This window comes from Giesbergeria sp. (assembly GCF_028686475.1).
In the GTDB taxonomy this organism is placed as follows: Bacteria; Pseudomonadota; Gammaproteobacteria; order Burkholderiales; family Burkholderiaceae_C; genus Simplicispira.
In genome coordinates, this window is sequence record NZ_JAQUCA010000029.1 from 19,283 (window position 1) to 33,140 (window position 13,858).

Genomic DNA, 13,858 nt, shown 5'->3' on the forward strand with positions numbered 1-13,858 from the left:
CAACAAGATTGTCGCAGCATGACACCCAACACTGCTGCACGGGTTAAAAACGATTTGTATAAAGAAGAGCATGAGCACCCCTACCCCCCTGCCCGTTGAAAGCCGTTTTGTCGAGCTGATGACCGAGTTGTTTCAGATGGACGAAGCCCAAGCCCTAGACTTTGGCATCTACCGCGTTATCCGCCGCCACAACCGCCAAGTGCAGGCTTTTTTAGGCCGAGTGCTCAGTAGCCAACACGGCAAGCGCCTAGAGGGTGGCAAACTCTCTGCCTTGCTAGAGCAAGCCTTTAGCGTCTCTGGCCACGAGGCACAGGCCGAAGACAAATTTCGGCTCAAACAGCTAGAAGCCCAATTGGGCCTCAAACCCGGCCTGACCTACGCGCAAAAAGAAGCCATCCTGGGCCAAGCGCAAAGCATTCCGGCCATCCAAGAACTGGTGGCCGAATACCAAAGCCGCGTAGCCGCACAAACCAGCCAGCAAACCGCACAGCAAGACCGTGCCGAGGTACTCAACCGCCTGTACCAATTTTTTGCCCGCCACTACCAAGACGGCGACTTCATCGTCGAGCGCCGCTATGGCAAAAATGGGGCGCGCTACGTTAAATCTACCGGCGAAGATACCGAGTTCCATTGGGCCACCGAGGACATGTACTACATCAAGTCGGGCGACATTTTTACCGACTTTCCTGTCACGCTGGCCAGTGGCCAACGCATCGTTTTTAGCGTAGAACCCAGCAGCTTACAGGCCACACGCGCCGCCCTCAAACCCAACGACAAAGCCCACTACGCACTCGATAGCATCACCAGTGCAGAAGGCGACGCACTCCAAGTGCGCCTGCTTTACCTGAAAGGGGCGCAAACCGAAAAGCAAAAAGAAGACATCGTCCGCGCGGTGCAACAAGCCAGCCACAGCACCAGCGCAGAAGCAGGTTTAGAGATTCGCCGCTGGTTGCAGCGCTTGCTGGCACGCAACCAAAGCGATTTTTTCATCCACAAGCGCCTCAAAGAAGCCCTGAGCGCAGACTTGGACATCTTCCTGAAAACCGAAGTGCTGGATGTGGACCAATTGCTGGCCAACCATGCTACTGCCACCGATTTACCCCAACGCGCCCTGAAAGTAGCACGCATCGTGCGCGACATTGGCATGCAAATCATTGACTTTTTGGCCACGCTAGAAGATTTTCAGAAAGCACTGTGGGAAAAGAAAAAACTGGTCTTTGCCACCCGCTACGTCATCACCCTCGACCGGCTAGAGCGCTATTGCCCCCACTGGTTGGCGCAAAACATTAACCACATCGTGCAGCGCCAACGCGCAGAGTGGCAAACGCTGGGTTTGGGCGACTACCCCCAAGCCAGCGCCTGCATACGCCAAACCGAGGGCGACTTGGCCACCCCGGCCAGCCAGCGTTACCTACCGCTGCCCCTAGACACACAAAACTTTGACAGTGCCTTCCAATGGGCCATGTTAGAGGCTATCACGGCAGCCGCGCCGCTAGATGATAATTTAGATGGCATAGTAATTCAGTCAGATAACTGGCAAGCACTTAATTCAATAGTTAACAGATATAAAAACGAAGTTAACTGCATATATACTGATCCTCCTTATAATAGTGATGCAGGCCCCATTTCTTATAAAAATGGTTATCGTCATGCATCTTGGCTTACACTAATACAAGACAGACTTAGACTTACAAAAAACTTTCTTATTGATTCAGGTATACATTGCATAACTATTGATGATTACGAGGCTCATAGACTCAGGAATTTAGCAGAAACTACTATTTCTGAATACAATTTTTTGGGTGTTGCTTTAATAAAAAATAATCCAGCAGGCAGAACTGGCACTACAGGGTTTTCAGCTTGTCATGAATACGCATATTTTTATGGGATGTCAAACACTGCTCAGATTGATCGACTAGAACACAGCGAAGCCCAAAAATCACGCTACAAGGAAAAAGACGAAATTGGTTTTTTTGAATGGACAAACTTTCGAAAACATGGCGGCTTAAATACCTATAAAACAACACGACCAAGACAATTTTATCCAATCTATGTAAATGGAAAATCAATTAGAATTCCAGAAATGAATTGGGATAATTTGTCTAGGCAATATAAAATTAATGAACCTCCACTTGAGAATGAGGAAGTTCTTCTTCCAATTGATGAAAAAGGCAATGAAAGGATTTGGGATTTTGTTGTTGATACAGCAAAAGAAAATATTTCTCATTTAAAAGTTAAAAAAGATTCACGCGGAGAGACGGCTATTTATAGAAAATGGCGTATTAATGAAGATGGGTTGCTACCCCAAACATGGTGGGAAAAAAAGCAATATTCAGCAGCAGAATATGGAACAAATCTACTAACGAAGCTATTTGGATCTAGTCATATTTTTATGTTTCCAAAATCAGTTTATGCGGTAGCTGATTGCTTGAAAGTAAGTGGACTACGGAGTGATCAAAGTGGACTAGTTTTGGATTTTTTTGCAGGGTCTGGAACTACAGGCCATGCTGTAATTAAATTAAATAAACAAGATGCTGGAAATCGTAAATTTCTTCTTGTTGAAGCGAATCAATACATTGATCAAGTTACTATTCCTAGACTTAAAAAAGTCAGTGCCGCAAGTGATTGGCTAGGTGGAAAAACTGACAAATTAGATGGCATCGGCATTTTCATGCGCGTGCAGCAGCTAGAGCAATACGAAGACACCCTAGAAAACCTAGACAGCGACCTACCCCAAGGCGATAGCGCCGACTTGCTGTTTCAAGACCCCGCCTTTGCCCTGCGTTACCGCTTAGACAGCAGCGCCCACGCCCTCTATTGCGCCGTAGAGCGCTTTGCCAGCCCCTTTGGCTACCAGTTAAAACGCGCCGTGGGCGGTGGCCAAGCACAACTGCACAACGTTGATTTACTCGAAAGCATGCCCTACCTGCTGGGCTTGCAGGTCAGCCGCCTTTATCGCCAAGACCAAGGCGCAGTGCTACTGGGCCACAACCGGCAAGGCCAAAGCGTGGCCGTTTTCTTCCGAGACTGTGCCATGCCAGACACAGCCCAATGGCTACAAACCAAACTGGCCCAACACCCCGCCGACCGGGTTTATACCAACGACCCAGCCAGCCTTAGCTTTCAGGGCTGCGAACAATTCGAGGCCATCGAAGGCATTTTTGCACAACAGTTTGAGAAGCATTAAAATGCCCATTATCAGCCGATTTTTTGGCATCATTATTCGCATGTTTTTTAATGAACATGCACCGCCACATTTCCATGCCGAATATGGCGATTACCACGTTATCATCAATATCCGCACGCTAGAAGTAATGGAAGGAAAATTTCCACGTCGCGCCCTCGGATTGGTACTCGACTGGACCGAACTGCACCAAACCGCCTTGCTGCAAGACTGGGATTTGTGCCAACAACACCAACAACCCTCTGAAATTGCCCCACTAGAATAAGGAGCCACCCGATGCAATGGCATGTCATTGAAGCACACGTTATTCAACCTGGTTGCTTTCAAGTTAAATTTGCCGACGGCACGCAAGGCACCGTGCGTTTTGCCCCCAGTGCCTATCGCGGCGTATTTGCCAAATTGCGCGACCCAGCAGAGTTCAATCGCTTGTACGTGAATGGCTATTTTGTCACTTGGCCGGGCGAACTCGATTTGGCACCCGATGCCATGCACCACCACATCAAGGAATCAGGCGAATGGCTGTTGCAGTAAAGCGCTCAGGCCATGCCCGACTTAAAGCAGCATTGGTACTGCGCGATGCCTTGGCGGCAGAATTGGGCTTGCCCCTGCCTGCGGCAATGGCCCAATTGCGTACCGTAGAAAACAATATCGGTGCCGCACAAGGCTTGGCCGATGGCAAATACCTAGAGGCCATAGGCTCAGTATGCAGCAACGATGCCCAGCAGCTTTTGGCGCTGGACCACGACATACGGCAAGCCTGCGCCCGCGTGCGCTTTGCGCCACGCTATGCCCAATATCTGGCCCTGCTGCTGTTTGCCCACTGGCTAGAGGCCCAAATGCAAGATGCTGCGGCCTTCTTGTTTCGCCTCAATGCCTACCTAGACGCACACCCCCCCAAGGGTGAGACCATCGCCCCCTTTACCCCCGCTGATTTGCAATTGGCCGCCTTCTGGATGGCCACCGCCGCCGGTAAAACGCATATTCTGCACGCCTGTTTAGCCCTGCTAGAAAAGCGCCGCCACTGGGATCGCTGCATCGTCGTTACTCCCTCAGAATCACTCACCCGCCAACACGCCGACAAACTGCGCCAGTTGGCAGCATGGCCCGTTTTTGCCTACCCTATGGATGGAGATGCCTCGGCCTTGGGTTATCTATCGCCTGATACCGTTATCGTCCTAGACATCAACAAACTAGCCGCCGAAAAAAAAGGCGACGGCATCACCCTGCCCACATCGGTATTTACCGAAGGGCGCAATCTGGTATTTGTAGATGAAGGCCACAAAGGCCAAAAATCAGAAGCCAGCGTTTGGAAAGCCTTACAAGCCGATTTGGCCGGCATTGCAGCCCTCAACCCCCAGCATCGCGGCTTGCTAATAGAGTTCTCTGCCACCTTTGGCCAAGTGGCCGAAACCGAACATGCCTTTGACCGCTACGCCAAAGCGGTGCTGTTAGATTACGCCTACGACCGCTTCCACCAAGACCGCTATGGCAAAGACTTTTGGCATGTGCGCGTACAAGCCAAAGACGAAGCCAGCGCCAGTACACAACGCCAAACCCTGACGGCGGCATTGCTATCGTTTTGGCATCAAACCACCAGCTACCGCTCCACCCAAGCCCAACAAGCCGCCGCCCAGTTAGGGCTACAAATAGCCGCGCCCTTGTGGGTATTGTTGGGCTTGTCGGTCATTGGCAGCCAAAAAAACAAAAACGATGAGCAACAAACCTCCGACGTAGTGGAGGTGCTGGGCTACCTCAACACCATGCTGGCACAACCCGCACAATTGGCGCACAGCATCGCCCAACTTTTAGCCACCGCCATCGTAGGCGCAGACCTGCTGCCTGCCGCGGTGCGCCAAGCCAGCGTGGGCTGGGATAGCACCGCCTTGGCCCAGCGGGTACTGGCCGATTGCTTGGGCTGGCAACCCGGCGACAAGCCCGTGCTGCGCCTTATCAAGGCCGCCACCGGCGAGCTAGGCTTGGGCTTGTTGCGCGGTGACACTTCGCACTATTACGGCGTGGTCAACGTCGGTGATGCCGTGGGCCTGAAAAAATCCCTAGAAGCAGCCCACTTAACCGTAGAAGATGATGCCCTATCAGGCTCCTTGTTCGCGCAACTCGATGCCCCCCACAGTGGCCTGAATGTGTTGATTGGTTCGCGCCGCTTTGCTGAAGGCTGGGACAACTACCGTGCCTCTAGCCTCACTTTATTGCGTCTGGGCCAAGGCGAAGGGGCGCTCATCATCCAAATGTTTGGCCGTGTGGTGCGCTTTGCAGGTATTCATAACGACGGCAAACGGCTAGAACGCCCCCCGGCGGCACTGGCTCCACTGCAAACCGCCTATGTGTTTGGCCTTAAATCCGCCTACCTTGACACCTTTTTACAAAGCCTGACCGACAACGGCGTGCTGGGCTTACAGCGCATCGAATGCCCAATACGCCAACATACCCCAGCGCTGCTCCAGTCGGTACGCACCTTGGCACCGCAGCCCCAAGACTTCCATGTTCAGGCCATCGGTAGCGACTGGCTCCGCAGCGTCAATGCCATCCACATTTCTTTAACTGCCGCCATCACCACCTTAAAACTCAAAGACAGCCAAACCCAAGCCCAACAAGGCACGTTGGGCCAAGACATGACCGCCGAATTTCAACAATGCAGCGTATTACTTAGCCGCGATGCGCTGTACCGTGAACTGGTGCAATGGAAGCGCACCCAAGGCTGGTGGAATTTTGCTTTTAATCAGCACGCCATTGATTGCGCGCTCGCCAGCGATAAATATGCCATCTGGGGCCTTCCGGGTATGCTTAACGTGCAGCAAGCAGCCGATTTAGCACGCCTGCATCGCTTAGCTGCCACCGTGGTGCGCCGCCTGTTTGAAAGCGCCTACCGCAAACAAGCAAGTCGCCACAGCCGCTACACCCTCATAGCCTCTCAAGACAGTGGCATTCCCGAGCAGTATTACAAGGACTTTCTGAATGCCTAGCAAGAAGCCCGCGTCAAGCACACAAAACGGACTGTTCGGCACCACGTTGGCTTGTCCAGACATCGACAGTTTGCCCCTGATTGTCGATCCACAAGGTGCCATCGAAGTGCTGGCTCCGGGCAGCGTGTACCAGCCCCTGCTACTTACTGCGCCACAGGGCGAAATTGATGTAGGCCCCGGCAAACTCGACGCACACGAAGAAGCCTTTGTGCGCGACTTGATTCGCCGCCTATACCCCGCTGGCAACCACCCTAAAAGCGACAAAACCCCACTGCAATGGGGCAACAAACAAATTTGGCTCAAGCGCAATATAGAAAAACGTGACGATTCATTTCGCTTGTGCTTCGATAATTCAGATTGGTTTTACCCTGACTTTATTGTCTGGATACTAGACTATGCTTCACGCACCCAAACCTTTGGCTTTGTCGATCCCAAAGGCTTGGTACAGGGCACGCGCGAAGGCTGGGCCAACCACAAAATTATCTCCACCCTGTATATGCCGCATGTGGTAGAACGCCAACTAGCGGCCAGCGGACAAAAGGTGCAATTTGAGGGCGAGGAATGGACATTCCGCATCCGTGGCGTGCTGCTGTCCAACTCATCGCTGGCCAACTTAACGGCAGAGGCCAAATTTTTCATCAAAGATGAAAATGGCCAAGACCTTGCGCCGTCTGAAGCAGACTTCAAACGCGGGCGCATCGTGGTGCAAAAGCCCGGCACAGCCTACATTGACGATGTGTTAGAGCTGCTCACGCAAGATTCTGCCATCGACCATTTATTGCATCTTGCAGCCCAACTGTCAGAGAGCAGCGCACATTTTGTCCCCACTGACGAAATGACGCACGACCTAGCCTTACGTCATGCAGAGCATAACCAAACCGAGTCAGAATTTATCGCTGCGCTACTGCGCGACTACTTAAAACCTGATGCCACTAACTTGTATGGCCAGTGGCCTCGCAAAAAGCGCCAGCGGCAATTGATGGACTATGCCACTAAAGGAAAATGGGGCTTTGGCGCCGAAAAAGTACCCGACATCCGAGATCATCCCACGCCAATTACCGAGCTGTGGAAGCGCAAACAGCAGGAAAAATGAACAAAAGCCGTGAATCTGGAGGCAAACGGGCACTGCGTGGGCTGCTGCTCTACCTTGTCGTGGGCGCGGTATGGGTGCTGGGCATCAACCATTTTTTAGCCCGCATGACCACCGACGCGGCAGAAGGTGCCAACTACCACCTCTGGGCCGATGGCTTGTATTTGCTGGTCACCGGTGGCGTGGCTTGGTGGTTGCTACAACGCAGCGATAAAGCGCGCGTGCGTGCCTTTAGGCGCACCGCCCTGCTGTTGCGCCACGCCCCAGCGGGCATTGTGCGCGCCGACAGCAACGGCCACATTCTGTGGGCCAACGAGCGCATGTGCGAACTCACGGGCATGTCGCTAGAACAATTGTGCCAGCACCAATTTCGTGCGGTGGTGCAGCCGCCCGACAGCAATTGGAGCGAGCGCCAACGCGAGCGCCTGCTGGCAGGCGAGATTGACCACTACCGGGGCGAACGCCAATGCCGTCGTCCCGATGGCAGCATCGTGCCCGTGGTGTGTACCGTCACCTTGGTGCCGCGTGCCGCTGGCGAGCCAGCCCACCTGATTTGCGTGGTGCAAGACATCAGCGACAGCCACGCCGCCCGCGCCGCCCTAGAGCGCAGCCAAGCCGGTCTGGATTTGGCTTTAGAAGGCAGCGGCAGCGGCATGTGGGATTGGGACTTGCGTACCCGCCAAGGCAGCGTCTCGCCCAGCCTAGAGCGCTTATTACGGTACAGTGGGCAAAATTTTGTCGGCGATTTTTGCCTGCGCCACAAAATGCAGCGCTCAGAATGCAAACGGGTGCTGGCCGCCGCCCATTTGGCCATTGCCACCGGCGACCCGTTTCACCAAACCTTGCGCCTGCGCTGTTTTGATGGCCAAGAGCGCTGGTTTATGGCCCGAGGCCAACGCCATTTAGATGCTACTGGCCAGCCCGATCGTTTCTCTGGCATCCTGACCGACCTCAGCCACAGCTACGCCGCCCAAGAACGCCAACGCCTGGCCGCCACCGTGGTAGATAACACCCTAGAAGGCGTGGTAGTGACAGATGCCGCAAACCGTATTTTGTCGGTCAATGCCGCTTTTACGCGCGTGCTGGGCTACACCGAAGACGAATTGCTAGGCAAAACACCCAGCCAATTCAAGTCAGGCCGGCACGATGAAACCTTTTACCAAGCCATGTGGGCCACCATGCACCGCACCGGCCATTGGCAGGGCGAAATCTGGAACCGGCGCAAAAACGGCGAAATCTTCCCCGAGCATATGTCGCTCAGTGCCGTGCGTGACCCCGCTGGCACCATCACCCACTATGTCTGCATTTTTTCTGACATCTCCGAAGCCAAAGCGCAACAAGAACGGCTCGAATACCTGGCCCACCGCGACGCGCTCACGGGGCTATCCAACCGCGTCTGGTTTGGCCAACAACTTGAAGGGGCCGTCGCCCAAGCCAAAATCCGTGGTGAACATCTGGCCGTGCTGCTGATTAACCTCGACCGCTTCAAAGATGTCAATGACAGCTACGGCCATGCCGTGGGCGACGAGGTGCTACAACATCTGGCCAAGCAGGTAGGCGATGCCCTGCGTCCCGGCGATTTGCTGGGGCGGCTGGCGGGTGATGAATTGGCAGTGGTGGCACGCAATTTACACGATGCCCAAGCAGATGCCTCCAGCGTAGCCCGGCACCTACTGACTGCCGTATCGCAGCCTTGGTACTCGCCACAGGGGCTAGAGGTGGTGGTGGGGGCCAGTGTGGGTATTTGCCTGTTTCCTACCCATGCCGACAACGCTAAACTGCTGCTGCAAGGGGCCCATGCAGCGGTATATGGTGCCAAAGCGCGTGGGCGGGGGGCTTTCTGCTTTTTTGCCGAAGAAATGACCTTGGCCGCCCGCGAGCGCCTAGAGCTTGAATCGCGCTTGCGCCAAGCACTGGTGCAAGGGCAGCTGCAACTGCACTACCAAGCCCAAGCCGATATCATGACAGGCCGCATCATCGGTGCCGAAGCCTTGCTGCGCTGGACAGACCCGCACGAAGGCCCGATTTCGCCCGCCCGTTTTATCCCAGTGGCCGAATCTTCCGGCCTGATTGGCCCACTGGGCGAATGGGTACTGCGCCAAGTGTGCCAGCAAGGCCAGCGCTGGTTAGAAGCCGGCCTGCCCGCCATCACTTTGGCCATCAATGTCTCACCTCGGCAGTTCCAGCTCACCGATTTGGTTGCCAGCGCCCGCAGTGCGCTGGCGGAAACTGGCTTTCCGGCCAGCCATTTAGAGCTAGAAATCACCGAAAGCGCCTTGGCCGAACGCTTTGAAGAAGTCCTCAAGGTCCTAGAAGATTTACAAGGCTTGGGGCTACATCTGGCGGTCGATGATTTTGGCACCGGCTACTCCTCTTTAGCCCACCTGAAGCGCTTTCCGATTGATGTGCTCAAAATTGACCAAAGCTTTATCCGTGACATCCCGCACCACAGCGATGACATGGCCATCAGCGCTGCCATCATCGCGATGGGGCATAGCATGGCCCTCAAAGTGCTGGCCGAAGGGGTAGAAACCGCCGAACAACTGGCCTTTTTAACCGAACGCGGCTGCGACAGCTACCAAGGCTATTTGCTCAGTCGCCCCTTGCCAGCGGCAGATTTTGCCCGGCTGCTGGCACAACAAGCACAGACCACTACGGCCAGTGCCGATATAGCGGCAGTGGGATAATCGCCGGCCTTGTCGGTGCCGAGCGTGCGTGCCACCCGCACCCGACAGACGGGGCTGCCATTGCACCGCCCCAACTCCCCAATTTCCCAATTCCCCCCATTTTTACCTTTTCAGGATTGCCATGAAACGCGAAAACCTTGGCCGCGCGCAGGACGTGACGGCCACCCAGCCCATTAGCCTAGACGTACTTAAAGAAAAATACCTCAAGGCCGGGGAAACCAGCGCCGAAGACCTGTTTCGCCGCGTTGCCCGTTCTTTGGCCAGCGTAGAAAAGCCCGAACTGCGCGAAGAATACGAAGCCCTGTTCTTGGCCAACCTGCACGCCGGAGCCATTGGCGCTGGGCGCATCATGAGTGCCGCTGGCACCGACATCCAAGCCACCCTCATCAATTGCTTTGTGCAACCCGTGGGCGATTGCATCCAAGGCATGGACGACGAAGGCTTCCCTGGCATTTACGAAGCCCTGCGCGAAGCCGCCGAAACCATGCGCCGTGGCGGGGGTGTAGGTTACGATTTTTCGCGCATCCGCCCACGTGGTGCTGAAGTCAAAGGCACGCACTCGATGGCCTCTGGCCCCTGCAGTTACATCAACGTCTTTGACCAATCTTGCTCTACCGTAGAAAGCGCTGGCGCACGGCGTGGCGCACAAATGGGCGTGCTACGCATTGACCATCCAGACGTGCTGGACTTCATTACCGCCAAACGCACACCCGGACGTTGGAACAACTTTAACGTCTCCGTCGGTGTCAGCGATGCCTTTATCGACGCGGTGCAAAACGAACAAGCCTGGGAGCTGGTTCACAAAGCCACCCCCGGTGCCGATGTGCTGGCCGAAGGTGCCTACCAACGTGAAGATGGCCTGTGGGTCTATCAAACCGTGCAGGCGCGGGACTTGTGGGACACCATCATGAAGTCGGCCTACGATTTTGCCGAGCCGGGCATCCTGTTCCTCGACCACATCAACACCGACAACAACCTGCACTACTGCGAAAAAATCGCTGCTACCAACCCGTGCGTCACTGGCGACACCCGCTTGGCCACGCAATACGGCTTGGTGCGTATCGACCAACTCTATGCCAGCGGCCAGCCCCTGAGTGTCACCGTCGATAAACGCGCACTGGGACAAGACGAACGCGGCATCGAGATACGCTCCGCCAAACCCGCCTTCATGACCGCCCGCGAAGCCGATGTTTATCGCGTCGTCACTGCCGACGGCTATGAAATCAAAGCCACCGCTTGGCACGACTTTTACACCGAGCGCGGCAAAATCAAGCTGTCTGAAATGCAGGTCGGGGATGAACTCTGGATACAAACCGGCAAAGGCCAGTTTGGCCAGCAAGGCAGCGCCGAATTAGGGCAACTGCTGGGCTTAATTACCGGTGATGGCCACTTCACCAACCAAGGCAAAGGGCAAGAGGCCGTTTGTATCAACCTCTGGAACCAAGACCGGGTACTGGCCGAGCAAGTAGCGCACACCGTCAATGCCCTGATTGCCAGTTCTGCACGGGCCGTGCGGGCTTACCAAGTCCACCCTGTCGCCGTGGCGGAACGCAATCAAGTCTTTATCCGTTCCGTGCTGCTGGCGCGCGTGCTGGCCGAAATGGGCTTTACCCGCGACACCAAACTGCGCGTGCCCGAAGTGATTTGGCAAGGCAGCGAAGACTGTGTGCGTGCCTACCTGCGCGCACTGTTCCAAGCCGATGGCACCGTCAACGTCTCTAGCGCCAATCAAAGTTGTTCGGTGCGTTTAAGCTCCAGTTATCCGCTATTGCTGAAAGATGTGCAAATGTTGCTGGCCAATTTTGGAATTTTTAGCCGTGTACGCCAGCGCCGGGCAGCAAGCGTCAAAGAGATGCCCAATGGCAAGGGAGGCCAATCCCCCTACCCATGCCAAACACAATACGAATTGCTGATTGATGGGCAATCGCGTGAGATTTTCATGCAAGACATTGGCTTCTTGCTAGAGGGCAAAACTCAGCGCTATACTAACTGGGTGCAAGATAAAGTTTTGCGTAAAACACAGCGTTTTACCAGCAAAGTGATTGAAATTGCGCACGCTGGCCGCGAAGCAGTGTACGATACCACCCAGCCAGACCACAATACCGTCATCTTTAACGGCCTAGTCAGTGGGCAGTGCGGTGAGCAGCCGTTGCCCTCCTACGGCTGCTGCGACCTCGGCCCCATCATCCTAACCCACTTTGTGCGTAGCCCCTTCGGCTTTGATGGCAGCCCCCGCTTTGATTTTGAAGCCTTCGAGAAATCCGTCGCTTTGCAAGTGCGCGCACTTGACAACGTGCTGGATGTCACCTTCTGGCCGCTGCCCCAGCAACGCGACGAAGCCCACGCCAAACGCCGCATTGGGGTCGGTTTTACCGGCATGGGCAACACCTTGGCCATGCTGTGCCTGCGCTACGATGCCCCCGAAGGCCGAGCGATGGCCGCCCAAATTGCCGAACGCATGCGTAACGCGGCCTACAAAGCCTCGGTTGAACTGGCGCGCGAAAAAGGCCCTTTCCCACGCTTTGATGCCGAAGGCTACCTAGCACCCGGCACCTTTGCCAGCCGCCTGCCCGCAGCGCTGCAAAAAGAAATTCGCAAACACGGCATCCGTAACAGCCATTTGCTCTCGATTGCCCCCACCGGCACCGTCAGCTTGGCCTTTGCCGACAACGCCTCCAATGGTATCGAGCCGCCATTTTCGTGGATGTACAAGCGCAAAAAGCGCGAAGCCGACGGCAGCACCTCCGAATATGCCGTAGAAGACCACGCTTGGCGTCTGTTCCGTGAGCTGGGCGGCGATGTCAACAAGCTGCCCGAATATTTTGTTTCAGCGCTAGAAATGTCGGCAGCCGACCACATCGCCATGATGGAAGCCGTGCAGCCCTTTGTCGATACCGCCATTTCCAAAACCGTCAACATCCCCGCAGATTATCCTTACGATGATTTCAAGGGCTTGTATCTGCAAGCATGGCGCGCGCGCCTGAAGGGGCTGGCCACCTACCGTCCGAACAATATCTTAGGCTCGGTGCTAGAAGTCCACAGCGCATCAGCAGCAACGGCCAGCAACAACACCGCCACCCCAGAATCGAACGCTGCACCGATTGACCCGATGCGTACCGTGATTGAAAGCCGCCCCAAAGGTGCGCTCTCCGCCGTGGCCGAGAAAGTGGAATACTGGACACAAGAAGGCAAAAAGCGCCTCTATCTGGTAGTCTCATTCTTGCCCGTACCCAACGCCGACGGTACTGGCATGGTGGATCGTGCGATTGAATTCTTTATGCCGGTAGGCCAAAGCAGCGAATCCCAGCAGTGGATGACTTCCAGTATGCGCCTGCTATCGCTGGCAGCGCGCGGTGGCTTTTTAGAACGCGCCCTGAGCGATATGCGTAAAGTCGTTTGGGATCGCGGCCCGGTGCGTTTGGGTACCCATCAAAAAACCGATGGCACCCAAGTACCGATGTGGCACGATTCTGAAGTCGCCGCTGTGGCCTACGCTATCCAAAACATTTTAGCGCGCCGCGCTAAATTGCGCCCCGCCCATCACAACAGCTTAGCCAGCAGCGAAACAGCCGCTTTAGCCCCGGCAGCCCCGCCCGTCATGGCAGGCAAAAAATGCCGTGAATGCGGTGCCCATGCCGTAATTCGCAAAGATGGCTGTGATTACTGCACCCAATGCGGCCATTTGGGCACCTGTGGTTAATCAAATTTAGCGCTCCCAGCGCTTTATACCCAGCCCGCGCACAGCGGGCTTTTTTATGCCTGTGCAATAACAGCATCAAAATGGAGCGCAAAAAGCAAAACCCCTCTAACCGATAAAAGTTAGAGGGGTGCGCTTGGTGTAATGAGCCTGACGATGACCTACTTTCACACGGGAACCCGCACTATCATCGGCGCAAAGTCGTTTCACTGTCCTGTT

General features: G+C 55.0%; 7 protein-coding genes. All 7 read left to right on the top strand.

From position 1 onward, the window contains the following. Nucleotides 1-436: 436 nt before the first annotated feature. The 7 genes from PHX60_RS14390 to PHX60_RS14420 all read left to right on the top strand — a co-directional run bounded on the left by PHX60_RS14390 (nt 437) and on the right by PHX60_RS14420 (nt 13,642). A complete protein-coding gene (locus PHX60_RS14390) occupies nt 437-3,187 on the top strand; it encodes a site-specific DNA-methyltransferase (RefSeq protein WP_300079118.1) in 2,751 nt (916 codons plus the stop codon). 1 nt (nt 3,188) lies between these two features. After that, the gene (locus tag PHX60_RS14395; RefSeq protein WP_300079120.1) at nt 3,189-3,449 is read left to right on the top strand and encodes a DUF4160 domain-containing protein; all 261 of its coding nucleotides are present in this window, start codon (nt 3,189-3,191) and stop codon (nt 3,447-3,449) included. A gap of 11 nt (nt 3,450-3,460) precedes the next feature. Beyond that, entirely contained in the window at nt 3,461-3,715 is a 255-nt protein-coding gene (locus PHX60_RS14400) for a DUF2442 domain-containing protein (protein ID WP_300079123.1), read from the top strand. Next, the gene (locus tag PHX60_RS14405) at nt 3,700-6,165 is read left to right on the top strand and encodes a DEAD/DEAH box helicase family protein (RefSeq protein WP_300079125.1); all 2,466 of its coding nucleotides are present in this window, start codon (nt 3,700-3,702) and stop codon (nt 6,163-6,165) included. Before PHX60_RS14400 ends, PHX60_RS14405 begins: the two co-directional genes overlap by 16 nt. Beyond that, nucleotides 6,158-7,258 (top strand): hypothetical protein, encoded by a 1,101-nt coding sequence (locus tag PHX60_RS14410; protein ID WP_300079127.1) that lies wholly within the window; start codon nt 6,158-6,160, stop codon nt 7,256-7,258. The genes PHX60_RS14405 and PHX60_RS14410 overlap by 8 nt, the downstream gene beginning before the upstream one ends. Then, a complete protein-coding gene (locus PHX60_RS14415; protein ID WP_300079129.1) occupies nt 7,255-9,942 on the top strand; it encodes an EAL domain-containing protein in 2,688 nt (895 codons plus the stop codon). The genes PHX60_RS14410 and PHX60_RS14415 overlap by 4 nt, the downstream gene beginning before the upstream one ends. A 121-nt stretch (nt 9,943-10,063) precedes the next feature. Next, complete coding sequence (locus tag PHX60_RS14420) at nt 10,064-13,642, top strand: LAGLIDADG family homing endonuclease (RefSeq protein ID WP_300079132.1); 3,579 nt, start codon at nt 10,064-10,066, stop codon at nt 13,640-13,642. Nucleotides 13,643-13,858: the final 216 nt, after the last annotated feature.

What these genes read in the sequence shown, in the direction of transcription:
- PHX60_RS14395 (WP_300079120.1), top strand. Translation starts at nt 3,189, where the DNA reads ATGCCCATTATCAGCCGATTTTTTGGCATCATTATTCGCATGTTTTTT.
- PHX60_RS14400 (WP_300079123.1), top strand. Translation starts at nt 3,461, where the DNA reads ATGCAATGGCATGTCATTGAAGCACACGTTATTCAACCTGGTTGCTTT.
- PHX60_RS14405 (WP_300079125.1), top strand. Translation starts at nt 3,700, where the DNA reads ATGGCTGTTGCAGTAAAGCGCTCAGGCCATGCCCGACTTAAAGCAGCA.
- PHX60_RS14410 (WP_300079127.1), top strand. Translation starts at nt 6,158, where the DNA reads ATGCCTAGCAAGAAGCCCGCGTCAAGCACACAAAACGGACTGTTCGGC.
- PHX60_RS14415 (WP_300079129.1), top strand. Translation starts at nt 7,255, where the DNA reads ATGAACAAAAGCCGTGAATCTGGAGGCAAACGGGCACTGCGTGGGCTG.
- PHX60_RS14420 (WP_300079132.1), top strand. Translation starts at nt 10,064, where the DNA reads ATGAAACGCGAAAACCTTGGCCGCGCGCAGGACGTGACGGCCACCCAG.